Source organism: Klebsiella sp. 1SOBk5mer (genome assembly GCF_046603115.1).
GTDB classification, from domain to species: domain Bacteria; phylum Pseudomonadota; class Gammaproteobacteria; order Enterobacterales; family Enterobacteriaceae; genus Klebsiella; species Klebsiella quasipneumoniae.
Genome location: NZ_JBKIUU010000002.1, coordinates 383,290 through 407,618, shown reverse-complemented (window position 1 = coordinate 407,618; position 24,329 = coordinate 383,290). Strand labels below are relative to the sequence as shown.

Below are 24,329 nucleotides of genomic sequence, written 5' to 3'. Positions count from 1 at the left end.
CACGCTTTTACATCAGCGACTTAGTTGTATAGCCTGTACTCTGCAGCTATGGCGGAGGAAAAAATGGCGTCCCTGAAAGATGTAGCAAAACTGGCGAATGTATCTCTGATGACCGTCTCTCGGGCGCTGAACACCCCGGAGCGGCTCAAGCCGGAGACGCTGGCCCGCGTGCAGGCCGCCATCGCCGAAACCAACTATGTCCCCGACCTGTCGGCGAAAAAGATCCGCGGGGCGCGGGCCACCCCCAGCACCATCGGCGTGCTGGCGCTGGATACCGTCACCACCCCCTTTTCGGTGGAGATCACCCTCTCGATCGAAGAGACCGCCCGCGCCCACGGCTGGAACAGCTTTGTGGTCAACATGTTTTCCGACGATCGGCCGGAAGCGGTGGTCGACCTGCTCCTCTCCCACCGTCCGGACGGCATTATCTTTACCACCATGGGCCTGCGCCAGGTGCCGCTGCCGGACAAACTGCTGACCCTGCCCTGCGTGCTGGCCAACTGCGAAAGCCTCAGCCAGCCGGTGGCCAGCTATATCCCGGACGATGAACAGGGTCAGTACGACGCGGTAAAAGCCCTGCTTGCCGCGGGCTATCGTCGTCCGCTGTGCCTGCACTTACCCGCCAGCCAGCTGGCGACAATCCGCCGCCGTCAGGGGCTGGAGCGCGCCTGCCGGGAGGCGGGCATCGAACCGGACAGCCTGACCCACTCGTATATGGCCCAGGGCGATGAGCATTACCACGATATTCCGGGGGTGGTGATGGCGCATATCCGCGAGGGTAAACCCGGCTTTGACTCGGTGATTTGCGGCAACGACCGCATCGCCTTTATGGTCTATCAGACGCTGCTGGGCCAGGGGTTACGCATTCCACAGGACGTGGCGGTGGTGGGATACGACAATATGGTGGGCATTGGCGATCTGTTTCTGCCGCCGCTCTCCACGGTGCAGCTGCCGCACTACGACATCGGGCGCCTGAGCGCCCTGCATATCATTCACGGCGACAACCATCGGGAGACGCGCAAGGTCGCCAGCCCGTGGCTGCCGCGCGCCTCACATTAACGGTTACCGATGTTGCGCAGCTTCTCGCCCGCCATCAGGTTGCGCTCAATGTGCTCGAGGGTGACATTTTTGGTCTCCGGGATCAGCCAGAAGGTGACGCCGATAAAGGCCACGTTGAGCACCGTGTAGAGCCAGAAGGTCCCGGCGGCGCCGATCGCGTCAAGCAGCGTCAGGAAGGTGGCGCCGATGATCATGTTCGACACCCAGTTGGTGGTGGTAGAGCAGGTGATGCCGAAGTCGCGGCATTTCAGCGGCTGGATCTCGGAGCAGAGGATCCACACCACCGGCGCCGCGCTCATCGCATACCCGGCAATACACATCATGGTCATGCCGACGGAAAGCCAGGAGAGGCCGCTGGAGGCGGTGCCATTGTCGAACTGCATCAGGCAGTAGCCGAGCACCAGGGTGCCCAGCGCCATCACGCTGAAACCGATTTTCAGCGCCGGCTTGCGGCCCGCTTTATCCACCGTGAACACCGCGATAAAGGTGGCAAACATAAAGGTCAGGCCCACCACCAGGGTGGCGATCATCTGCTGTTCGGTAGTGGTAAAGCCCGCCATTTTGAAAATACGCGGGGCGTAGTACATGATGATGTTCATGCCGGTGAACTGCTGCATCGCCTGCAGCAGCATGCCAAGGAACACCGCCCGGCGCACGTTACGATTGACCTTGAACAACGCCCAACCGCCCTGCTTCAGCTTCAGGCTTTCGCGGATCTCGTTAAGCTCATCGCGCGCCTTCTCCGAGGTATCGCGCAGCATCCGCAGCACCTCTTCCGCTTCGATATGGCGCCCTTTCTCCGCCAGCCAGCGAGGGCTGTTCGGCAGAAAGACGACCAGAACGATCAGGATCACCGCCGGCAGCGCCAGCACGCCCAGCATGGCGCGCCAGTTACCGCTGTAGCTAAAGGCGGTATCGGAAAGAAACGCCAGCACAATGCCGAGGGTCACCATCAGCTGATACATACTGATCATTTTTCCGCGCACGTTCTCGCTGGCCATTTCGGAGAGGTACAGCGGCGCGGTATAAGAGGCGATCCCAACGGCCACCCCCAACACCACGCGGGCCACCAGCAGCACTTCCACGCTGGCGGCAAAAGCGGAGCCGATAGAGCCGGCGACAAAAAGCACGGCCCCCGCCATCAGGCTGTATTTGCGGCCAAGGCGGAACGACAGCCAGCCGTTAAACAGCGCGCCTATCGCCGCCCCCAGCATCATGCTGCTGACCACCCACTCCTGAAGCTGGCTGGATAAGGTGAAGTGGTCGGTTATAAAGGGCAGCGCCCCGGATATCACGCCGATATCCAGGCCAAAGAGCAACCCCGCCACCGCCGCGGCGATAGAAACAAACCAGTTCATCCGCCGGGTGTCACGTTGCGCCCGCGGCGTTAATGCAGAGTCGTTACTGATTGAAGTCATTTTTATTCCTGCCACACAGAGAAAGACATAGGACGAAAGTACGTGACTGGCGGAGGAGTTTGTCAGGCTGGATACGCCAAAGATATGGACTATTTTGCTGGCAAGATGGGTTTTGTGATGGACATTAAACTTTCAAAGTAACAAAAAATTCGTTTCGCATAGTTAATAACCCTGTCCATACAGGGCGGTAACATTCATTCTGCACTCTGGAATATGGACGATCCTCATTTTACGGTATGGACAATAATTGCTCAGACGGCCGGAGCGATGAGTGTCGCGCCGGCCGTCGCCGACGGTTAGCGCGCCAGCCAGCCGCCGTCCACCGCTACCGTGTAGCCATTGATGTAATCGGAGGCTGGGGAAGCGAGGAAGACCACCGGCCCCATCAGGTCGGACGGCAGGCCCCAGCGCCCGGCGGGAATGCGGTCGAGGATTTCGCTACTGCGCTGCTCGTCGGCGCGGAGCTGCTGGGTGTTATTGGTCGCCATATACCCCGGGGCGATGGCGTTGACATTGATATGGTGTTTAGCCCACTCGTTGGCCAGCAGGCGGGTGACGCCCATCACCGCGCTTTTGGACGCGGTATACGACGGCACACGGATCCCGCCCTGGAACGACAGCATCGAGGCGATGTTAATGATCTTCCCGCCGCTGCCCTGGGCGATAAAGTGCTTCGCCGCCGCCTGAGACATGAAAAATACGCTCTTGATATTGAGGTTCATGACGTCGTCCCAGTCCTTTTCGCTGAACGCCAGCGCGTCCTCGCGGCGGATGAGGCCGGCATTGTTGACCAGAATATCAATATGGCCAAACTCCGCCACCGCCCGCTCCAGCAGCTGAGGGATACCGTCGATCTGGCGCAGGTCGGCGGTCAGGCTGAGAAAGCGGCGTCCCAGCGCCGTCACCCGCTCGATGGTTTCCACCGGCTCGACAATATTGATACCGACAATATCGCAGCCCGCTTCCGCCAGACCGAGGGCCATCCCCTGACCTAAACCGGTATCGCATCCGCTCACGACGGCCACTTTTCCCTGCAGGGAGAATGCATCAAGAATCATAATGTGTTCCTTAGTCGTTCAGAGCCTGCAGTATGCAGGCAAGGTTCTCTCGGCCCGGCTCGCGCCGGCGGCGCGACTGAGCGTAGGGCGAACTCACGGGCATAGCCCATCATAAAAATAAAACAGAGTTCCGTTTTACTAATGGGTGCCATCTTAGCCCCGCGCCCTGTCATTTTCAATGATATTTAAAACGTTGTTTCATTTTTTATGACGTCGATTACAAAAAAAGAAAAAGCGAACGGATGCGGCAACCCGCGCCGGACAGGAAGCGGTTTTAAAAGAATGATGATTCAACCGGTTGTCTGGAGAGACGGTCGAAGTGGGGCCAGCAGGCCGCGGAAGATGCGGGAATTGCGCTGAACTGCGTGAGACATCACAAATAATGAAACGTTGTTTTGATAAATTAACACCCATCTTTTAAAACACATCACTCAGCGACACGCCTCTGGTCCAGCGGCATCGCAGGAAAGAAAGGAGCACTACATGGCTAAAGGCATGCGGGTCAAACTGAACTATCACGTCAGCCGCGATCCGGATACCGGGGCGGAAGTCACCCGCTTAACCCCCCCGGAGGTCACCTGTCATCGCAACTACTTCTATCAGAAGTGCTTTTTTAACGATGGCAGCCATTTACTGTTCGCCGGCGAGTTTGACGGCCACTGGAACTACTATCTGCTGAATATCGCCAGCGCCGAAGCCGTCCAGCTGACGGAAGGCGCCGGGGATAATACCTTCGGCGGCTTCCTCTCCCCGGACGATAAGTCGCTCTATTACGTGAAAAATGACCGTACCCTGCTGGAGGTGAACCTCACCACCCTCGCCGAGCGTGAAGTTTACCGCGTCAGCGAGGAGTGGGTCGGCTATGGCACCTGGGTGGCGAACAGCGATTGCAGCAAACTGGTAGGCATTGAGATTGCGAAAAGCGACTGGACGCCGCTCAACGACTGGCAGATTTTTCATGACTTTTTCCACAAAGGACCGCACTGCCGCCTGCTGCGCGTCGACCTGCGCAGCGGTGAGAGCCAGGTGATCCATGAGGAAAAAATCTGGCTGGGACATCCGATCTATCGTCCCTTCGACGACCATACCGTCGCCTTCTGCCATGAAGGGCCGCACGATCTGGTTGACGCCCGCATGTGGCTGGTCAATGAAGATGGCAGCAACGTGCGTAAAGTCAAAGCGCATGCCCCGGGCGAAAGCTGCACCCATGAATTCTGGGTACCGGACGGTTCAGCGCTGATTTACGTCTCCTATCTGAAAGGCCAGCAGGGGCGGACGATCTATCGCTTTGATCCGGAAAGCGGCGTCAACGAGGCCCTGATCACGATGCCCGCCTGCTCGCATCTGATGAGCAATTTCGACGGCACGCTGCTGGTGGGCGATGGATCGGGCACGCCGGTCGATGTCAAAGATACCGGCGGCTACTCCATTGATAACGATCCTTATCTGTACGTCTTTAACGTGGCGGAGAAGCGCTACTTCCGCGTCGCGCGCCATGATACCTCGTGGGCGACGGTAGCCAACAGCCGCCAGGTGACTCACCCGCACCCCTCGTTTACGCCGGATGACAGCGCCATTCTGTTCAGCTCCGATAAAGACGGCAAGCCGGCCATCTATATCGCGAAATTACCTGACCATCCGCCGATGCTGAGCGCCTGAGCCCGGCGAACGTTTTTCTGTAACTGGCCTTGCCCTCCTTCGCGGAGGGCTTTTTTTGTTCCCTCGCTTTGGCGCATAAAAAACCCCGGCTGACGGCGCCGGGGAAGAGAGACGATGAGGGTCTGGCGGAAATCAGAACGAGTAGGCCACCCCGACGCGGAAACGGGTCTGGCGATCGCTGCGGTCATTCACGCCGACGTTGCCGATTTCACCATACGGCGACCAGTTGTTATCCAGCTTATAGGCTACCTTCACGTTATATTCCTGTGAGTAGGGTTTGTTGTCGTTGCGGTTCACCCCTTCCGAACTGCGGGCATAGACATAGTTCAGCTCGGTGCGCCAGTCGCCGAGGGCAAACCCGGCCCACGCGTCGCCGCGATTCACCTTGTCATCATCTTTACCGGCATCGTTCGGATAGCGGGTGTACTCATAGCGATAGCGAGCGGCGACATAGAAGCCATTGTCGAAACTGTACTGTACGTGCAGATGCGGCTTGTAAATGGAGCGGCTGTCGTTGCTCTCTATGGTAAACCCGGGGGTGAGGAAAAGGTTCGACGTCGCTTTCCAGCGCCAGCTGATGGTGTCTTCATGGCCGTTGCCCACCACGTCCGAATAGGGTTGCGAACCGTTGTCGCCGCCTGAACGCCATTTGGCCTCCACGGTAAAGCCTAGCCCGTTGGCGAAGCGGTGGGATACCGAGACGCGGTCGGCATTGCTTTTATCGCTCTTGCCGCCATCAATAAATTCATGACGTAAATCTATCGTGACCGCAGTTGCCGCAAAAGACATACCGCAGAGGGCGGCCAGAACCAGAGATCGTTTTAACATAGGGTACCCCTTATAATAAATAAAATGTCATTTCGTTTTTATGAAACGTTATTTTATTTTTTAAGCACCTCAGTTTTAGTGACCAGGATCGTAGTTATTTGTTTCAAAAAAGGTGGCACAACAAGACGTGACGGAGCTCAATAAATTGACGGTGGGGAGAAGGGAAATACGGCAAAAAAAGAGGGAGGTCGGCAAAGCGCGGCGCATAAAAAAGGCCTCCCGCAGGAGGCCATGGAAATCGACATTCAGCGCTACGCGCGCTCTACCGCCAGCGCCACGCCCTGACCGCCGCCGATGCACAGCGTCGCCAGCCCTTTACGCGCATCGCGCTTGATCATTTCATGCACCAGCGACACCAGAATCCGGCAGCCGGAGGCGCCGATCGGGTGGCCGAGGGCGATCGCGCCGCCGTTGACGTTGACCCGTCGCTCATCCCACTCCAGTACCCGGCCAACGGAGATAGCCTGAGCGGCAAAGGCCTCATTGGCTTCGATCAAATCGACGTCGTCCAGCCGCCAGCCGGCCCGTTCCAGACAGCGGCGGGTGGCGTGCACCGGGGCGATGCCCATCAGCGCCGGATCGACGCCGACGCTGGCGAAGGCGCGGATCCGCGCGAGGATCGGCAGCCCCAGCTCCTCGGCTTTCGCCTCACTCATCATCATCACCGCCGCCGCGCCGTCATTGATGCTGGATGCGTTGCCGGCGGTCACCGATCCGAGACGATCGAAGGCAGGCTGCAGGCTGGCCAGCCCTTCCGCGCTGGCATCCACCCGCGGTTGTTCATCGGTATCTACGGTGCGCGCCGCGCCGTTATGCTCGGTAACGACCGGGACAATCTCATCGCGAAAGCGTCCGGAATCAATCGCCTTGCGCGCCTTATGCTGCGAGCTGAGCGCCCAGGCGTCCTGCAGTTCGCGGCTGATGCCGTATTCCCGGGCGAGGTTTTCCGCCGTGACGCCCATATGATAATCGTTGAAGGCGTCCCACAGGCCGTCATGGACCAGACTGTCAATCAGCTGGCTGTTGCCCAGCTGGGCGCCGGTGCGGCTGTCGGTGAGGACATGCGGAGCGCGGCTCATGTTCTCCTGGCCGCCGGCGATCACCACGTCCGCCTCCCCGCACTGGATGGCCTGGGTGGCGAGGTGCAGGGCTTTCAGGCCGGAACCGCAGACGTCGTTAATGGTGATAGCCGATACAGTGTTGGGCAACCCGCCGCGAATAGCGGACTGACGGGCCGGGTTTTGCCCGGTTCCCGCGGTCAGCACCTGGCCGAGGATCACCTCATCCACGCTCTGCGGATCGATTCCCGTCTTCTCCACCAGCGCCTTCACCACCACGCTACCCAGCTCAACGGCTGAATGGCGCGATAGCGCGCCCTGAAAGCAGCCAATCGGCGTTCGTAGCGCCCCGACGATCACGACATCCTTCATCCTCTACCCCTGCCCGTGCTTTTGCGCAAAGAAACAGCGATATACTAGATAATTGTTATCAAAAAACTTTGTAATTGTTTAAAAAAAGTGAGGCCAATCACAAAGAATTAGCCATTCGTTAACGTTCGCGCCGCTGCAGATGCTGACGCAGCCAGCTGCCCGCCGCCCCGGGCGGCGCTTTCTTATTCCACAGCAGATCCACCGAAATCGCCCGCGGCCAGCCGGGGATATCGAGCGCCACCAGCCCGCCCTGCGGCGCAAACTCCGCCACCAGGGCGCAGGGCAGAATGCACCAGCCGAAGCCCTGCACCGCCATGCTGAGCAGCAGCAGGTAGTTTGGCGCCGACCAGACTTGCCCGGCGGCAGGCTCCGTGGCGCTGGCCAGAAAGGTGCTCAAACGCAGCTCGCGCCAGCTGCGCAGCTCATCCCAGACAACCTTGCCCTGCGCCGCCAGCGGATGGTCAGGCGCCACGTAAATGCCCATCGCCGTCTGCAGCGGCAGGCGGGTGCTGCCGATATCGGTCGGGTAGCGCTCTCTCGCCTCAATCAATCCCACCTGGGCGCGGGATTTTTGCAGGAGATCGATCACGTCCTCATCTTCGCCAATCAAACACTCAAACTCGGTATGAGGGAAGCGGCGGTCAAACTGCACCAGCAGATCTTCCAGCACGTCCGGGTGCAGGGTGTCCGAGAGCACAAAGGTCAGTCGCGGCTCCGTCTCGCCGGACAGCGACACCGCCAGCTCATCCAGCCGCTCGCTGGCGGCGAGGATCGCTTTGACATAGCTCAGCACCTGCTCCCCCTGCGGCGTCAGCGTCGGCTGCCGCGTTGCCCGATCGAAGAGGGTCACCCCGAGGTCAGCCTCCAGGTTGGCGATAGCGGTACTGATCGTCGACTGGCTTTTCCGCAGGCGACGGGCGGCCGCGGAGAACGACCCGCTGTCAACGGCCTCGACAAAGGCGGTTAACGCTTCCGGTGAATAACGCATGATGTATCTACTTTATCGCTGGTTTCTATCTTTTGTTTATCATATTTTTCCATAAACTGCCGGGTAATTTCCTGTTCAGGCTAAAACTGGAGGTAGCTCGCCATGCAACAGACCCCGCATCAGCGCAAGACGCTCACCGAACGCGTTATCCACGCCATCACCTTCGAAGGACTGGCGACGCTGATCCTCGCCCCCACCGCCGCCTGGCTGATGCAGCGTTCGGTGGTGGAGATGGGCGGGCTGAGCATTCTGCTCGCCACCCTGGCGATGGTATGGAACATCATTTATAACGCGGCTTTCGATCGCCTGTGGCCGGTCTCCCGCGTCCCCCGCCGGCTGAAAGTGCGGGCGCTGCACGCGATCGGCTTCGAGACCGGCTTTGTTATCATCGGCGTCACCATGGTGGCCATCGTGCTGGGGGTATCGCTGCTGCAGGCGTTTATGCTGGAGATCGGCTTTATGCTCTTCTTCCTGCCCTACACCATGGCGTTTAACTGGGTCTGGGACACCCTGCGCGAGCGCGTGATCCGACACCGCCGCCCGCGCCAGGCGGCACGCGGCTAGCCCCGCGGCGGATCCTTCGCGATCCGCCGCGACTTTATCACCAAAAACTATCGCAACAGATGAACCATAAATATGGTAAATTGCACTCCTTTTTTTTGGTTTGACGGTTGATAAAGTCGCATAATGTCTAAAATTTGGTCTAAAGAAGAAACTCTATGGAGTTTTGCCTTATATGGCACTGCAGTAGGCGCTGGGACGCTATTTCTACCGATCCAGCTGGGTTCGGCTGGCGCCATCGTCCTTTTCATCACCGCGCTGGTCGCCTGGCCGCTCACCTACTGGCCTCACAAAGCGCTGAGCCAGTTTATTCTCTCGGCCAATATCGCGCCGGGAACCGGGATCACCGGCGCAGTCAATCACTACTATGGTAAGAAAATTGGCAACCTGATCACCGGCCTCTATTTCCTCGCCTTCTTTGTGGTCGTGCTGATCTACGCCGTGGCCATCACCAACTCGCTGGCCGAGCAGGTGGCGCATCACACGCCGATGACGCCTGCGCTACGCGCGCTGCTGAGTTTTGGCGTGGTGCTGGTCCTTAACCTGATCTTTCTCATGGGCCGGCAGATCACCATCAAGGTGATGGGCTTTCTGGTCTTTCCGCTTATCGCCTGCTTTCTGTTTCTCTCCCTCTATTTAATCCGCGACTGGCATCCGGAACATCTCACCAGCCAGATGCAGTTCAGCTCGCAGACGCTCCACCAGGTCTGGATCTCCATACCCGTGATGGTTTTCGCTTTTAGCCATACGCCGATCATCTCGACTTTTGCTATCGACCAGCAGGAGAAACACGGCGACCTGGCCATGGATAAATGCAAAAAAATCATGAAGGTGGCCTACACCATCATCTGCGCCAGCGTGCTGTTTTTCGTCTTCAGCTGCCTGCTGGCTATCCCGGCGACCTATATTGAGACCGCCCGCGATCAGGGGGTGACTATCCTCTCCGCCCTGTCGATGGTGCCGGGCGCGCCGGGCTGGCTGGCGGTGACCGGCATTATCGTCGCCGTGGTCGCCATGTCGAAATCCTTTCTCGGCACCTACTTCGGGGTCATTGAAGGCGCCAGCGAAATCGTCAAAAGCTCGCTGGGCCTGATGGGCGTGCGCAAGAGCCGCGCCTTCAACCGCGCGATGTCGATCATGCTGGTCTCCGCCTTCACCTTTGCGGTGTGCTTTATCAACCCGAATGCGATCTCGATGATCTACGCCATCAGCGGACCGCTTATCGCCATGATCCTGTTTATCATGCCCACGCTGTCAACCTGGCTTATCCCGGCGCTGAAGCCGTATCGCTCGGTGGGGAACGCCATCACTCTGGTGGTCGGCCTGCTCTGCGTCTCCGTGATGTTCTTCGGCTAATCCGCCTCCGGCGACAGCGGCTTGCCTGAGCCGCTGTCGCACATTCTGACAACATTCTCGTCCTTCCCTTCCTTGTGAGCGCATTACACTTACGGCTTAGCCACCGTGAGGAGAGTTCCTATGTCCAGTGTCACCTTATCCGGTCGCGGCACGCTCGGCGATCGCCAGGTCTATCGGTTGGGTTACGGGGCCATGCAGCTGGCCGGCCCCGGCGTCTTCGGCCCGCCGAAAGATCCTGAAGAAGCGGTGCGCGTGCTGCAGGCCGCCGTCGAAGCTGGGGTAAACCATATCGATACTTCGGATTTCTATGGCCCCCATGTGACCAATCAGCTGATCCGCAAAGCGCTTCACCCCTACCCCGACGATCTGTGCATTGTCACCAAGGTCAGCGCCCGCCGTGACGAGAAAGGCAACTGGCTGCCGGCCATGTCGCCCGCTGAACTGACCCAGGCCGTCGAGGACAATTTGCGTCACCTGGGGCTCGACGTGCTGGAGGTGGTGAACCTGCGCAGTATGCTGAGCCCCCACGGCCCGGTGGAGGGGTCGCTGGAGGCGCCGCTCGCTACCCTGCTGGAGCTGAAGGCGCGAGGGTTGATCCGCCATATTGGCCTTAGCAACGTGACGGCAAAGCAGGTGGCGGATGCGCTGAAAATGACGCCTATCGTCTGCGTGCAAAACCTCTATAACATTGCCCATCGCGCCGACGACGCGCTGGTGGATGCGCTGGCCGCCCAGCACATCGCCTGGGTCCCCTTCTTCCCGCTGGGCGGTTTTACCCCGCTGCAGGCGCAGGAGCTGAACGAGGTCGCGGCCTCGCTTGAGGCGACGCCGATGCAGGTCGCCCTCGCCTGGCTACTCCAGCGCGCGCCCAATATTCTGCTGATCCCCGGCACCTCATCCCGCACGCACCTGGCGGAAAATATTGCCGCCGCCGGACTGGTTCTGCCAGCGGATGCGCTACGCATCCTGGATAATATCGCCAATCGCACGCATCCCTGACCCCTCAGGCCAAATGGAGGGAACGACTTCCCTCCTCAATATTTGCCTGGAAAAACCTCAACACTGCTGGCACTATAGATCCTACAAATGGGGCATGATCGACGATCGTTTTCTCATTATCCCCGTTAATTAAACTTAAGTTTTTTCCTTCGACCGGTCTCCAGCTTGGAGGCCGTTGTCGTTTTTGTCATGACCAAAATTTGAAACTCTTGATTACAGGAAACACAATATCGAATTCCAAGTTTATACATATCAATCTGGCTGCAAAGATAGTCAATAACATCAAACGCTCATAAAAACATCTGATTAACCCAATCAGAATGTTGCTATTGCTATAAGAAAAATCAAACGCCTCACGACAACTATTTACAAGGGAAGCCTATGACAGAGGGAACGATAAAGACCAGTAAGTATGAAATTATTGCTATTTTCAGAGAGGAGTTGCGCAAACGTACTGAAATTGAAATATTTTTTAACAACACCAGTATCATAACCCAACTGACGCGCGTGGACTTTGCCGAGTTCCATATTCAGACCCATCGCAAAATCCCACCGGGTCATAAAATTCGTTTTCTACTGCATAGCGATTCAGGGAAAATAGAGTTTAATGCAGCCCTGACAAAACATGACAATAGCGGTGTCGATAAAGGTATCCGCTACGCCTTTTCCTTGCCTGAATGCCTGCAGGTCGTGCAGCGTCGCCGCGATCCCCGCTTTCGTTTACGCCACGAGCATGACTTTTATTGCCGCGGGCGCCATAAAAATGGCGAAAACTATCTTTTCGACATCAAAGACATTTCGGACGGCGGTTGCGCGCTGATGACCAAAACGCCGAACCTGAAATTTCTCAGTCATAACGCATTGCTGAAAAATGCCGTACTGATGCTGGCGGAATATGGCGAGATCACCATCGACCTGGTGGTAAAAAATGTCATTATTATCACCCTCGACAATCCCAATGAAGAGAGCGAAAGCTACTATCAGATATCCTGCCAGTTTAAGTTCCGTCATCTCGACGATCAGCGCAGAATAGAGAAGATTCTGCTGGACCTGATCTTAGAAGCCAAGCGCAAAAAGAGAATCTGATACCCTTGGAAAGTATATTGCTGTACACCAATGATAATCTCATTGGTCACTCAATCTATCACTACCTTATTGATAGTCATGAAAATGCCACCCGTTTTGGCTATGACGATGTTATCCAGAGAAAACATCTGCCTGTGGCCCAAACGGTTATTTTCAATTTAATTAATAAGGATATTTCTGCCATCAGAATCCTTGATCTGCTGAATGCGCTCCGCCTTTCCCTGCAGCGCTGCCAGCAGCCGGTGCTGATGGTAAAAAGCGACATTGCCGGGCTATGCCGAGAGTTGATAACTGTCGATAATGCCATGATTATTAGCGAAAACTCACCGCTATCTATGTTTACTTCCATTATCCAGCGCGCGAAGGGCGCCAGCGAACCGCCGCCGCGACGATTGCGCAAACAGCTGTCGCCGCGGGAGTGCCAGATCCTCGAACTGCTGATTGCCAACAATAATAATAAGCGTATTGCCGCCCTGCTCGGCATTGCCCATAAAACGGTCCACAGCCATCGTATCCATATCATGCAAAAGCTGGGCATTGATAATTCCCGCACGATGAACCAGCGTATTGCCGCCCTTCATCAATGTTAAATTTTACAGCGGTAAATCAATAGCGGATAAAGCGTACTTATTCGCTGTTGATTTACATTTCCTGCCATTCCCATTAACCATCAGGTAGCCTATAATTAGTCAATCCTCTGCTTATTGTCTGACTAACCTCGTGAAGAGGGATAATGAACACTAAAATATTCGAAGACAACATTTTATCTCGTAATGATATCGCTGTACGCTACGTCTTTCAGAAAATGTTTTCCCCACAAGATACCTTAGTCGCAGTTGAATGCTTAAGCCGCTTCGATAATCTTCCCGTTTCGCCAGAATATTTTTTCCGCCATGCCACCGCGGCGGTTCGTGAACGTATTTTTCTCGAGCAACTGGCGTTGATTGAACAGCATAAAGCATGGTTTTTACGTAACCATATTTCCGCCACCATTAACGTCGATGACCATATCCTGAATCTGCTACGCCAGAAGGAAATAAAAGAGAAAATTGCCGCCCTGACCTGCGTCCATTTTGAAGTGACCGAAAACGCCGAGAAACTTCTGAATAATTCCCTCGCCGCCTGGCAAAGCCCGCAGGATACCTCGCTGTGGCTCGACGACTTCGGCTCTGGCTACGCGGGGATAAACGCCATCAGCGGTTATCATTTTGACTATGTCAAAATTGATAAAGATTTTTTCTGGCATCTGATGCACAAAGAGTCCGGCCGTCAGCTGATGGATGCGCTGGTCACCTTTTTATCCCGCAATCATCACAACGTGATTATTGAAGGCGTGGAAAGCGAAGCCCATAAAAAATGGCTGCAGGGTATGGAATGGTTTGCTATTCAGGGGCATTACTGGCAGGAAGTCAGCATTGAACAACTGGTTGCCGACGATATTGTCATATAAAAAAGCCGGGCTTGCCCGGCTTTTTCGTCTCGCTTAATTATAAACTAATTCCCACGTTGCCCAGCTGGTAATTGGCCCGCTGGTGGCGCTTTTCGGCGTCGGCGAAACGTAGCCCACATAATAGGTGAACAGGCCGCCGCTGACCGCGCTTTCCTGCAAATGCACCTGATTTTGCTGCGGGTCCGCAGGGACAATTTTATTACTCTTATCCAGCGTATTATTATCATTGGTCGACAGCGCCAGATAAATATTCTGCGCTCCGTCTGGCAAGGTATTGGCGAGATAGCCCGCGTTCTCATTGCCGACCGCCGTCAGTAAAAAACCGTCGACCCAGCGAACGCTGACCCGCCGCACCTCGTCCTGCGAGGCGGCGCCGCCGTCATGACGCAGCTGACAGTTTGACAGCGCCAGGGTAAAAGGCTGCGGCTTCATAAACGCGCCGGCCCCGCGATCGTGCACTTCCGCCAGGCTGACCGGCGCCAGCCAGACGTTGCCGCTGCCGGCATGCTGGCCGCCATTGAGCGCGACGCTGCAGGAAATATCCGTCACCCGCCCGGCAAAATCGACCCGTCCGCGGTCATAATTGGTCTCGAAACCCCACGCCGAGGGGGCGGCGAGGCTGCCGCAGAGCAGCAGCCACGCGATAGTATGTTTCGGCAATCCCTTCATTCCCCCTCCCGTATTAATCGTACGTCAGGTTAAAGATCATATGCGACTCCACCTCGCCGGTGCTGGTCGTCGGGCCATACTGATAAAAGCGCGCGTGCAGCGGGATGGTGATGTAGCGAGTCTCCTGATTATTCAAGCGGCCAACGGTATATTTCTTATTAAACTGCAGCGGGGATCCATCCTTCAGCACCTGGATGCCGACGCCTTTCGCCATCCCGCTGCCGGCCTTTTCATTCAGCAAGGCGCCCATGGTGGCGGTGGTGCTGGTCGCCAGGGTGCCGGAAAAAGAGGTGCTGATGTTGGCGTATCCCGTTTCACTCAGGCCGCCGCTGCACTGCAGATCGATATTAAAATCCTTCCCGCCCGCGGTGGTGCCCACCCCTTTCAGGTCAGTGCGTCTGATGGCGCCCACATCAACATTCATATTTTTCCCGCTCAGTACCGAACAGGAGGGCGAGACCACGGTGATCGCATTGGCGCTCAGATAGGTTTCGAGGATCGGGTTGCCGCCGCTCTCCCAGTCATAGGAGGTGTATTTTCCCGCCGCGAGGGTGCCGCTGCCGGTGGTTGCCGCGGTTTTGATAATCTCCAGCGTAAAACGTGACCCTTCAAGGGAATAGTTGGTGGTGTTATACACCCGGGACGAATAGACGTCGGGATAGACGATATTCACCGTCGCGCCGCCGCGGCTGAAACGCATACCAATCCCCGGCACGTTGGTGGAATAAATTTTATTCCCAAGATCGGTGGCCCCTGGCGAGACGATCTTCGCCGCGAAGCGGTTGGTGCCGGAGGTACAGCGATAGCTCGCCCCGCCCGGGGCGCTCATCGTCCAGTCACGGGTGAGGATCACCGAGCCCACCGGCAGATCCGGGGGCACCACCACCCTGCCCACCACCATGTCCAGCATCACCGTTGGCGAAGAGAGACGCGTACAGACGGCCCAGGACGAGGTGGTGCCCAGCGCCATTAAGACGATAAAAAGCGTCAGTAATTTCCTCAGCGACATACGCTATCCTTTGTTGTTTGCTGTCCCAGATCCACCGAACACTGACCGCCGCTCCACTTCACAATCGCGCGTTTGGCGTTCGCATCGCTGATGAACATCATGCTGCCCTGACCGACGACGCCGATCTCCTTGCCGTCGGGGGAGAAAATACTCGCCGCGAACGGCAGCGGCTCATGGTTCGCCTGGCGCGCCTGCAGGGTGAGGTTGTTCTGCACCGTGGTGCCGAACGCCACCTTAACCACGCTGCCTTCCCACGGCACAACCTGCGCCACGGTGCGATCGAAGGCCACGTCGTCATGGCTGCCTTTCGGGTCGATCTCGACGGCGTTGATCCGGTACGGGCGCAGATACGGCAGGATGGCGTAACCGTTGCTGTCCACGCGGGTGCCCGGCGATCCCGGGAGCATGGCGCCGGCCGCGTCTTTGGCTTCAATCAGCGCCATCGTCGAGCCGCTTTCCGGCGAGAGCACCACGCCGCCGCTGTGGGCGATCATCGTCCCGCTGGCGCCAATGCCGCTCTGACGATACCCTTCGCCCTGGCTATAGCTGCCGTTGAGGGTGGTCCATGGCGTACGGTAGCTGCCGTTGAGCGCCACATCGTGCTGACCGCCGGTGGCGGTGGTGGTCGACACGCCGTAGTTAAGGTTGTTTTCACTGTCCAGCGAACCGTTGATGCCAATCTGCGAGCTGGCAAAGCGCGAGTTGTTGAACGAGGTGTTCGACGTCAGGTTGGCGGTGCGGTTATCGCCAAACCACAGCGGGTAGCTGAAGTTGAGTGAAATGCGATCGTCGCGGCGATGGCCGGAGCTGTCCGGGGTATAGACGCGCTGGGCGCTCGCCGACCAGGAGAGACGACCAAACGAATTGTTGTAGCTGACCTGATACTGCTTCTCGGTCCCGGAGCGGTTCCAGTAATCGGAAATACGACCGCTGAGATAAAACCCGCCCCAGCCTTCCGGCAGGTTCTGGTTCACCGTGAAGGTCATGCCGTTTTTTTGCCGCCACAGCGTATAGTTGCTGCGGCTGTTTTTTTCCTGATCGACGGCGTACAGCGCATCGTTGAGGTTGTAATAACCTTTCGTCGAGTAGCGATACGCCGCCAGCACGATGCTGGTCTGGGTATCGGTGAACATGCGGTTAAAGGTGGCGCGATAGCTCTGCCCCGAGTCATCATGGGTATCGCTCTTCAGCCGCGAATGGGTGACGTCAAAAGAGAGCGCGCCGATCCCGGTGTTCATCCCGGTGCCCACCAGGAAGGCCTGATAGTCGTCAAAGCCGGTGACCCCGGTGTAGCCGGTCAGCAGGTTATTGATCCCGTGCTGCCAGGTCGCCTGATAGAGCATCGGCTTGTTGCGTAGCCCGCTGTCGTCCACTTTACCAGCGGAGAGCGCGTAGCGGGTCATGCCCGGACGCAGCAGCTGAGCAACGGAGGCGTAAGGCACGCTGAACACTTCCACCGAGCCATCCGCCTCTTTTACCGAGACTTCAAGATCGCTGCCATAGCCGGATGGATAGACATCCTGCAGGGTAAACGGCCCCGGCGGAACGGTGGTCTGATAGATAATGTTGCTGCCCTGACGCACGGTGACGAGGGCGTTGCTCTGCGCCACGCCGCGAATTTCCGGGGCATAGGAGCGCATGCCGTCCGGGAACATATTGTCATCAGTGGCGAGGTTGACCCCACGCAGACCGATGGTGTCGAAAAATTCGCCATTGGTAAAAATCTGCCCCCCGCTGACGATGGAGTTGATCTGCGGGATCGGCCGCTGGAGATAGGTCTGGTTGCTGTTCCAGTGCGCTTTACCCTGCTGCTGCTGCCAGTTCAGGTTACCGATATGCTTCAGCAGCCAGCCGTCCCACGACAGACCGGCGTTGACGCCAAGGTAGGCGCTGCTGTTATCCGACCCGCCGACCGAAGAGGTGTGGCTGTTCCAGGCGTTGGCCATCCAGCCAAGATTAAGCGCGGTAATGCCTTTGTCCCAGAACTCCGGGCTGACATAGTTTTTCAGGCGTTGATCTTCATAGATCTGCGGCACTGAAATGTTCAACCGCAGGGAGGACTGGACCAGGTTGTCTTTGACGTTGTCTTCGTTGCGCCAGGATTTGAGGCTACCGCAATAGCCTTCCTGTTCGCTCAGCTGCGGATTGAGCTTTTCCGCCGCGATGCCGTACTGCGTCAGCATCGCTTTGGTGTAGCAGACCCCAAGGTTACCGTCTGTGTCGCGCGCGATGCGCAGATCGTAGCGCCCTTTCCATTCGTCGTTGGTGTAGACGTCAAGGGAGTAAGTGCCTTCGGTAATCGCGCTGGTCGAGAAGCGTGACAGGTCGACCTTTTCGCGACTGCCGACAATAAAGCCGTCGTTAAATTGATATACCGTTCCCGGGTTTTCCTGTCCGCTGGAAAATGGCGGAAAGCAGCACAGCGCGAGGGCGATCGCGGTGCTTAATCTTCCCGGGCAGAATGACCTCTGCTTCATTAGCTTTTCCCTTATTTAACGGCCACTTTCACTGCGACATCGGCGCCATAGTCATTAATGTTGTTAACGGTCAGGGTTTCGCCGCGGTTGACGGCGGAGGAGAGCGCCACCGTCTGGCTGGACTGCGGCGCCAGCATCACAGTTTTGCTGTTCAGGGCTTTACCGCCGTCGCGGGAAATACGGCTGACGGTAATGTAGAACGGCGTCGGGTTGTTGATGGCGAGACTGCTGCCGCTGGCGGTCAGGGTCAGCTTCTCGGCCGCCGCATCGCGGTTGCCCAGCCCGGCAGGACGATAAATAAATTTAAAGCGGGAACGGATCGCCAGCTGCAGCACGTTCTGGCCTTCATTTTTCTGATCAGCCACCACCGGCGGAATTTCCAGCAGATTCAGCCACCACAGCGACTCTTTATCTTTCGCCAGACCGGCGCTGCTGCCGAGCTTAATACGCAGCGTCTGGCCGCTCTTGGCGTCAACGCGCGAAATCGGCGGGGTGATAATAAACGGGGTGGTAATGGTATCCGGTGTGGCATCGGCATCGCCGTTATCCAGCCAGGCCTGCGCCAGCGCCGGACGGTCGGCGTTATTTGAAAGCTGTACCGTTATTTCTTTTTCATTTCCTGGATAAATAAAGCGGGTACCGTTAACAATAATATTGTTGGCATGGGCCGCAAAACTAAAAATGAAACAGAAAAAAAGGGCAATACGCTTCATGCTGACCTCAGAATAAAAATACAAGCGGCGGACATTGCCGCTTTATTATTGTTATTAACTGCCCCATCGCGGGGCAGTTTTATTTTCTGACGGAATTACTGGTAAGTAATTTCGTAAGTCGCGTAGCTGTTTACCACACCGGTGGTCACAGTGGTCGGCGCGCTGGTGGCGTAGCCTACGTAGTAGGTGAAACGCGCGCCATCGGCTACAGCGGAAGCATCGCCTTTCGCTTTCGGCTGAGTGCTGTCACCCGGGATGATTTTGTTGGTCAGCGCGGTAGCGTTGTCAGTAGACAGCACCAGCTGGATGTTCTGAGCACCGGAAGCTTCGGTGTTCGCCAGGTAGCCCTGTTGTTTGCTGGTTGCGCCAGCCAGCAGGTTACCGCCGGTCCAGTTTACGCCCAGTTTGCTTACGTCATCCTGTTTGGTGCCGTCAGCCGCCTGGCAGTTAGAGACGTCAATGGTGAAAGATTTCGGTTTCAGGTAAGTATCCGCTGCTGCCGCTTTAACTTCAGTCAGGGTTACCGGAGACAGGTAAACGTTCGCATCGCTGCCCTGGCCGTTAACAGAAACAGTACAGGATACATCGGTAACTTTACCGAAGAAATTAACCTGGCCGCCGCCAACATTGGTATCAGCTGCATGGGCAGCAGTCATGCCAAAAAACGCGGTTGCCATTGCTGCAGAGAGAAGAACCTTTTTCATTGCCATTTCCTTGTCAGAGTGAATTACGAATCAATGAGCACACTGTGAATTCGCATAGAACCAGAAACATCAGGCGATGCTGATTTATGCCACTGCTAATAGAATCTTCGACTGACCGGGAGCCGCAATATTTAAGGCGTCAGGTAACGAACCAAAAAATATAAGTTCGCTGGTGCTATCGGCGTCAAAGAATGCTATTTATTCGCCGACAAATATACATTTGTTCACGTTTCATTAAGTTATATAACATATACCCAATGGCTATTAATAAATAATTATTGATAGGTGAAAACGGGGTGGTGGTTGTTTACAGCACGGAAAGCCTCACGCCAGGGCGCGAGAGAAAGGGCCACCTCAGCATGCCGAAATGGCCGCCAGAGGGCTATTGCGAATCGTCCGAATCCGCCATGACGGCGGTTAAAAACCGCCCAAACAATTCACACAATGAATGGTAACCGCGTAAATGAGGCGCATTCCACACTCTGAGCACAGGCAGTCCGCGTGATATCCCCTGCAGAAATAAATCTCTAATGCGTTGTTTTTAAATCAAAAAATAGAGAAAGGTTCATTTCCCCATTATCAAACCGCCATAAAAATGTGATCTAAATCGCACTTTTTGCCACGCGCGTTATAGTTAGCAGACTTATTATAAGTCCATCGAAAGCAAACACGCTTTCCACCATAAAAGTTAAAAGGACAAACACCATGAAAAACGTAAAATTACTCGCCGCTGCCGGTATGCTCTCCCTGGTCTCTTTCGCTAGCTTCGCTCATCCGGTGAGCGTAACAGCAGATACCCTGGACAGCGCAGAAGCGAAAATCGCGACCATTGCGAAAGAACAAGGCGCTTCCTACCACATCACCGAAGCGTACACCGGCAACCAGGTCCATATGACCGCCGAGCTCTCTAAATAAGCGAATGGTTGCAGAGGGAGCTGCCGGACAGGCCGCCTGTGGGCGGCTGGTCTGGCTCCCGCCGCCTACCCCGCACACAGCAATGTCGAGCCCCGTTATGGGGCTTTTTTCGTTTTTGCCCCCGCCGCCTGGCGCGCCAGCGCACGCTGAATAGACAATACGCTCGCCAGCACCACGATCAGCCCGACCAGCGCCATCCCCTGGATCGTTTGTCCAAGGAAAATCCACCCCAGCACCACGGCGGTCACCGGGCTCAGCAGGCTCATTGCCGACACCGCCACCGGCGAGAGGCGGCCAATCCCCCGGAACCACAGGCCATAGGCCAGCATGGCGCCCGCCACGCACAGCCACAGATAGCCGGCCGCCTGCAGCGCAGTCACCTGATGCAAAGGGGGGTCAACGATCAGCGCCACTGGCGCCAGCACCACCCCGCCGATCGCCAGCTGCCAGCCGGTTAACGCGACGATCGGCAGGGAGAGCGCCCAGCGGCGGGAGAGCCAGGTGCCCAGCGCCATACTGATCGCCCCGAGAAACGCCGCGCCGATGCCCAGCGGGTCGAGGACGGTGCGCGGCGACAGCAGCAGCATGGCCATACCGAGTATGCCGGCAAGGGCTGAGAATACCGCCAGCCAGGGCGAGCGCTGCCGGTCTACGCACCAGGCGAGAAGCATCACCAGCAGCGGCTGGATCGCGCCAATCACTGCCGCCAGCCCGCCGGGTAAGCGATAGGCGGCGATAAACAACAGCGCCTGAAACGCGCCAATATTTAAGATGCCGGTAACGATAAGCTTTAGCCATTCGCCGCGCTGCGGAAAGCGGCGGCTCCAGATCAGCAGGGCGATACCTGCCGGCAACACCCTCAGCAGTGCGGCAATAAACGGCCGGTCAGGGGGAAGAAACTGGGAGGTGACGATGTAGGTCGTCCCCCAGATAGCGGGCGCCAGCGCCGTGAGCAGCAGGTCGAGCATCAGACTACGCGAGAGAAAAGCCATGATTTTATCTTCACTTCAAGTTAAATTGGTGCCTCAAGTATGTACCCGCAATTATCTTGATATCAAGACAAGTGAGCACTCATGGACAAATCACCGCCGATCGACGCCGTTGATCGGATTCTCGCCCAGTGGCAACGGGAGCGACCGGACCTCGACTGCAGCCCAATGGGGCCGATTGGCCGTCTGAAACGGTGCGCCATGCTGCTGGAGCCGCAGGTGGAAGTGGCTTTTACGCGCCACGAACTGGTGCGCTGGGAGTTTGACATGCTGGCGACGCTGCGCCGCGCCGGGGCGCCGTTCATTCTTTCGCCGACCCAGCTCTTCTCCACGCTGATGATCACTTCCGGCACCATGACCCATCGCCTGAAGGCGCTGGAAAAACGCGGGTTTATTACCCGCCTGCCCAATCCGGAAGACGCCCGCAGTATGCTGGTCGCCCTGACGCCCGCCGGACGTGAGCGCATCGATGAGGCGGTGGAGACCCATGTCGATAATGAACGGCAACTGCTGGCGGGGCTCAGCGATGGCGAGCGCCAGCAGCTGGATCAGGCGCTGCGGATATTGATGCGCCTTCTGGAAAGCCGTTAACAGCCCGCGGCGATAAAGTCGCCGTTAGCGCTGATCGGCACCACGGTGAAAAACAACCCGGCGGCAAAGAGGATCAGCGCCAGCCCGCCGAGGATCTTCACCAGCGGCACCAGCCAGGGCCGCGGACGGCTGGTCGCCGTCAGCCGGTTGACGGTACGGTGACGGGCATAGTGCACCGCCAGCGATAGACCGAGGATCGAGAGCGCGGTGCCCAGCGCCATGGTCATCACCGCGGCGATGCCCCAGCTGACGATCCCCAGCGCGTTGGCGAACAGCAGGATCATAATCGCTCCGCTGCAGGGCCGGGCGCCGATAGCCAGCACCACGCCCAGGCGTGTCTTCCAGTCGGCGCCCTGCAGGTCCTGCCCCACGCCGTGGTGCCCGCAGCCGCACGCGGCATCATGCTGATGCGCCGGCCTCAGGGCGCGTATCCTTGTTTTACCCGGCCGCAGGCTTTGCAGCGCGCGACAGATAACGTAAACCCCAAAGGCGGCGATGGTCAGGGCGCTGATCTTCTCGACGTACCAGCGGCTGGCGCTGAGATCGCCGGCGGCCAGATTCAGCCCCACCGCGAGAATATAGACAAACAGGATGGCGCTCACGCCCTGCAGCAGGCTGCCGAGAAAAGGCACCACCCGCGCCGCGGTCAGGCTCTCCTGGTTGGTGCTCAGGTAAGTGGTGACGATAAACTTACCGTGGCCCGGTCCGATAGCGTGCAGCACGCCGTAAAGAAATGCGCCCACCAGCAGCCAGACGCCGCCGCTGTACTGATGGTTGTTCAGCAGCAAAAGGTACATCACCAGATAGCGATGCAGGGTAATTTGCGTGGCGAGGCACCACTGGAGAAAGTCGCTCCAGTGGCTGTGCAAGGTGACGCCGGCGGCCAGCAGAAGAAGGCCGCCGCTCCCGGCGACCAGCAGGCGCCAGTCGCGCTGCGCAATCGGAATCATCATCGTTATGCCATGGTGAAAAGAGATGAACCACCGGACGACAATCTCATGCCCGGCGAACAATAGTGCCTGTTTTCAAGGATGGATGATTTGTCGGCGTTTTTCTCGTCAATGCTCGAGGTCACAAGGCTCCGCATTATCAGCATCAGCGGGCTCCTGTACCTACCCTCTGCCCTATCTTTGCACAAAGCACTTTACTCTCTTCAGCATACCACAGACGTTTGTTTTTAATGCTGGCACCCTGAATAACATATAAGAGCAGTCGTTACACGCCTAAAAACAGATAAAAATAAATCAGTTATCGCTATCCCGGCTCTTTATGTACTTTATCATCCTGCGCATCAGGCACGAATATTCATTAACTGCTATTTATTTAATACATGCATTAACAGGACCACTCCGATGAAAAGATGTTTACTCGCCCTGGCGTGCGTCGCGCTGCTGACGCCCTCGCTTTCGGCGCAGGCGACCTGGCGCAGCGACCAGCGCCAGGTCGCCCGCGATATCCGCCAGGATAGCCGCGAGCAGGGCCGTGAAACCAAGCAAGAGTGCGTCAGCAACAACAATCAAAGCAACGCCAGCTGCCGTCACGATAAGCGGGAAAACCGCCGCGAAGGTCGTCAGGAAGCCCGCGACGAAAAATGGTAAGTCAGCCTGCTCCGGCGAATGTCAGATCGAGGTCTTCTGCCACCGGAGCCTTTCACTCCGCCTGTGACGCCGGACCGTCGCGTCCAGCTCTGCCTGCTCTTTATTCTTAGCTTGCAGCAGAATATTACCCGCAACCGGTCCGCAGTCCATGGCTACTAATACCCACAGCCTGATATCACCGCTACCGCCGATTACCGCCCGCTGCTACCACTGCACTATTAAGATTAAGCTCAACCCTTTAAATAAGACGTAAAGTGCCCTTACAGAGACAATGGCTATTATCCCCAGGCTTTTTGCAGTATGGTTTAATCACTGTTGTAGTTTTGCAGTGAATGCTATCCAGACGGTTCAAGGTTGTATTCTGTCTGAGAAATTACTCATGCCATTCCCGTCGCTGAGATACGGGCGGCCGGCTGGCTGACGCCGTGCCGCCCCGACAGCCGGGAAATAAATCATGACGGCATTGATGGCCGCCTTGCCGTGGCCGGAAGCCAGTGCCTTCATCATCACGTGGGCATCATCAAGAGGATCAGGGATGTACAGGACGTGGAAACCTCCAGGAAAGATTCGCCAGTTCAACCAGCTAACCCTTTCTTTACCCTTCAGCATGCGGCGTCTTATCGCAGGGGATGGCGATAGCCCATGATACTGCGTGCACCCGTAGCAAATAAAAACGTTATCAGCACGCTGTTTAAAAATAAAAAGGCAGTCGCATTTAACAATGACCTGGCGCAGGCCTGGAAAGCGTAATATTTGCCTGCCATAAAAGGGA

24 protein-coding genes are annotated in these 24,329 nt (G+C 57.0%); 11 read left to right on the top strand and 13 right to left on the bottom strand.

The features are described from left to right. Window positions 1-63: 63 nt before the first annotated feature. Entirely contained in the window at window positions 64-1,059 is a 996-nt protein-coding gene (locus tag ACLH1U_RS07715) for a LacI family DNA-binding transcriptional regulator (protein WP_032453988.1), read from the top strand. Here the strand turns inward: ACLH1U_RS07715 and ACLH1U_RS07710 are convergent. Continuing rightward, a complete protein-coding gene (locus ACLH1U_RS07710) occupies window positions 1,056-2,477 on the bottom strand; it encodes a sugar porter family MFS transporter (RefSeq protein ID WP_004205402.1) in 1,422 nt (473 codons plus the stop codon). The genes ACLH1U_RS07715 and ACLH1U_RS07710 overlap by 4 nt on opposite strands. Before the next feature lie 296 nt (window positions 2,478-2,773). Further along, entirely contained in the window at window positions 2,774-3,535 is a 762-nt protein-coding gene (gene kduD / locus ACLH1U_RS07705; RefSeq protein WP_023290920.1) for a 2-dehydro-3-deoxy-D-gluconate 5-dehydrogenase KduD, read from the bottom strand. Between the two features lie 483 nt (window positions 3,536-4,018). On the opposite strand from kduD, the gene ACLH1U_RS07700 reads away from it, so the two are divergent. After that, window positions 4,019-5,194 (top strand): oligogalacturonate lyase family protein, encoded by a 1,176-nt coding sequence (locus ACLH1U_RS07700; protein WP_411299164.1) that lies wholly within the window; start codon window positions 4,019-4,021, stop codon window positions 5,192-5,194. Between the two features lie 132 nt (window positions 5,195-5,326). On the opposite strand, the gene ompK26 is transcribed toward ACLH1U_RS07700, so the two are convergent. The 3 genes from ompK26 to ACLH1U_RS07685 form a co-directional block, all read right to left on the bottom strand. Further along, window positions 5,327-6,022 (bottom strand): KdgM family porin OmpK26, encoded by a 696-nt coding sequence (ompK26, locus tag ACLH1U_RS07695; RefSeq protein WP_004205398.1) that lies wholly within the window; start codon window positions 6,020-6,022, stop codon window positions 5,327-5,329. A gap of 251 nt (window positions 6,023-6,273) precedes the next feature. Next, entirely contained in the window at window positions 6,274-7,452 is a 1,179-nt protein-coding gene (locus ACLH1U_RS07690; protein ID WP_044524632.1) for an acetyl-CoA C-acetyltransferase, read from the bottom strand. Between the two features lie 118 nt (window positions 7,453-7,570). After that, on the bottom strand, window positions 7,571-8,440 hold the full coding sequence (locus ACLH1U_RS07685) for a LysR family transcriptional regulator (RefSeq protein WP_032453992.1): 870 nt from the start codon (window positions 8,438-8,440) through the stop codon (window positions 7,571-7,573). Window positions 8,441-8,542: 102 nt separating this feature from the next. Here ACLH1U_RS07685 and ACLH1U_RS07680 point away from each other — a divergent pair, with 102 nt between their 5' ends. From ACLH1U_RS07680 to ACLH1U_RS07655, 6 genes are all read left to right on the top strand, one after another. Beyond that, a complete protein-coding gene (locus tag ACLH1U_RS07680) occupies window positions 8,543-9,004 on the top strand; it encodes a multidrug/biocide efflux PACE transporter (protein ID WP_017899256.1) in 462 nt (153 codons plus the stop codon). A gap of 123 nt (window positions 9,005-9,127) precedes the next feature. Next, window positions 9,128-10,357, top strand: coding sequence for an amino acid permease (locus ACLH1U_RS07675; RefSeq protein WP_411299163.1), 1,230 nt, complete (start codon window positions 9,128-9,130; stop codon window positions 10,355-10,357). 120 nt (window positions 10,358-10,477) lie between these two features. Then, the gene (locus tag ACLH1U_RS07670; RefSeq protein ID WP_130941534.1) at window positions 10,478-11,356 is read left to right on the top strand and encodes an aldo/keto reductase family oxidoreductase; all 879 of its coding nucleotides are present in this window, start codon (window positions 10,478-10,480) and stop codon (window positions 11,354-11,356) included. 381 nt (window positions 11,357-11,737) lie between these two features. Beyond that, window positions 11,738-12,442: a transcriptional activator MrkH gene (mrkH, locus tag ACLH1U_RS07665; RefSeq protein ID WP_023290926.1), complete on the top strand. Its 705-nt coding sequence runs from the start codon at window positions 11,738-11,740 to the stop codon at window positions 12,440-12,442. A 17-nt stretch (window positions 12,443-12,459) separates the two neighbouring features. Then, window positions 12,460-13,032 carry a LuxR C-terminal-related transcriptional regulator gene (locus ACLH1U_RS07660; RefSeq protein ID WP_023290927.1) on the top strand — a complete coding sequence of 191 codons (573 nt, stop codon included), beginning with the start codon at window positions 12,460-12,462 and terminating at the stop codon, window positions 13,030-13,032. A gap of 143 nt (window positions 13,033-13,175) precedes the next feature. Continuing rightward, window positions 13,176-13,892, top strand: coding sequence for an EAL domain-containing protein (locus ACLH1U_RS07655; protein ID WP_411299162.1), 717 nt, complete (start codon window positions 13,176-13,178; stop codon window positions 13,890-13,892). Between the two features lie 33 nt (window positions 13,893-13,925). Here the strand turns inward: ACLH1U_RS07655 and mrkF are convergent, their stop codons facing one another. The 5 genes from mrkF to mrkA form a co-directional block, all read right to left on the bottom strand. Next, window positions 13,926-14,561: a type 3 fimbria minor subunit MrkF gene (gene mrkF, locus ACLH1U_RS07650; RefSeq protein WP_023290929.1), complete on the bottom strand. Its 636-nt coding sequence runs from the start codon at window positions 14,559-14,561 to the stop codon at window positions 13,926-13,928. Window positions 14,562-14,574: 13 nt separating this feature from the next. Then, window positions 14,575-15,570: a type 3 fimbria adhesin subunit MrkD gene (gene mrkD / locus ACLH1U_RS07645; protein WP_023290930.1), complete on the bottom strand. Its 996-nt coding sequence runs from the start codon at window positions 15,568-15,570 to the stop codon at window positions 14,575-14,577. Continuing rightward, window positions 15,561-18,047 (bottom strand): type 3 fimbria usher protein MrkC, encoded by a 2,487-nt coding sequence (gene mrkC / locus ACLH1U_RS07640; RefSeq protein ID WP_411299161.1) that lies wholly within the window; start codon window positions 18,045-18,047, stop codon window positions 15,561-15,563. Before mrkC ends, mrkD begins: the two co-directional genes overlap by 10 nt. Before the next feature lie 11 nt (window positions 18,048-18,058). After that, window positions 18,059-18,760 carry a type 3 fimbria chaperone MrkB gene (gene mrkB, locus ACLH1U_RS07635; protein ID WP_023290932.1) on the bottom strand — a complete coding sequence of 234 codons (702 nt, stop codon included), beginning with the start codon at window positions 18,758-18,760 and terminating at the stop codon, window positions 18,059-18,061. A gap of 95 nt (window positions 18,761-18,855) precedes the next feature. Beyond that, window positions 18,856-19,464 (bottom strand): type 3 fimbria major subunit MrkA, encoded by a 609-nt coding sequence (gene mrkA / locus ACLH1U_RS07630; protein WP_000756959.1) that lies wholly within the window; start codon window positions 19,462-19,464, stop codon window positions 18,856-18,858. Window positions 19,465-20,169: 705 nt separating this feature from the next. Between mrkA and ACLH1U_RS07625 the strand changes: the two genes are divergently transcribed. Further along, the gene (locus tag ACLH1U_RS07625) at window positions 20,170-20,379 is read left to right on the top strand and encodes a DUF1471 domain-containing protein (protein ID WP_002916131.1); all 210 of its coding nucleotides are present in this window, start codon (window positions 20,170-20,172) and stop codon (window positions 20,377-20,379) included. Between the two features lie 95 nt (window positions 20,380-20,474). Here ACLH1U_RS07625 and ACLH1U_RS07620 read toward each other — a convergent pair whose 3' ends face one another. Then, window positions 20,475-21,371 (bottom strand): EamA family transporter, encoded by an 897-nt coding sequence (locus ACLH1U_RS07620; RefSeq protein ID WP_023290933.1) that lies wholly within the window; start codon window positions 21,369-21,371, stop codon window positions 20,475-20,477. An 81-nt stretch (window positions 21,372-21,452) separates the two neighbouring features. On the opposite strand from ACLH1U_RS07620, the gene ACLH1U_RS07615 reads away from it, so the two are divergent. After that, the gene (locus ACLH1U_RS07615) at window positions 21,453-21,959 is read left to right on the top strand and encodes a MarR family winged helix-turn-helix transcriptional regulator (protein WP_023290934.1); all 507 of its coding nucleotides are present in this window, start codon (window positions 21,453-21,455) and stop codon (window positions 21,957-21,959) included. Here ACLH1U_RS07615 and ACLH1U_RS07610 read toward each other — a convergent pair. After that, window positions 21,956-22,912 carry a nickel/cobalt transporter gene (locus tag ACLH1U_RS07610; RefSeq protein WP_044524643.1) on the bottom strand — a complete coding sequence of 319 codons (957 nt, stop codon included), beginning with the start codon at window positions 22,910-22,912 and terminating at the stop codon, window positions 21,956-21,958. The genes ACLH1U_RS07615 and ACLH1U_RS07610 overlap by 4 nt on opposite strands. A 399-nt stretch (window positions 22,913-23,311) precedes the next feature. Between ACLH1U_RS07610 and ACLH1U_RS07605 the strand changes: the two genes are divergently transcribed. After that, complete coding sequence (locus ACLH1U_RS07605) at window positions 23,312-23,557, top strand: hypothetical protein (protein WP_180265212.1); 246 nt, start codon at window positions 23,312-23,314, stop codon at window positions 23,555-23,557. A 348-nt stretch (window positions 23,558-23,905) separates the two neighbouring features. Here ACLH1U_RS07605 and ACLH1U_RS07600 read toward each other — a convergent pair whose 3' ends face one another. Next, a complete protein-coding gene (locus ACLH1U_RS07600) occupies window positions 23,906-24,166 on the bottom strand; it encodes a hypothetical protein (protein ID WP_032428979.1) in 261 nt (86 codons plus the stop codon). Window positions 24,167-24,329: the final 163 nt, after the last annotated feature.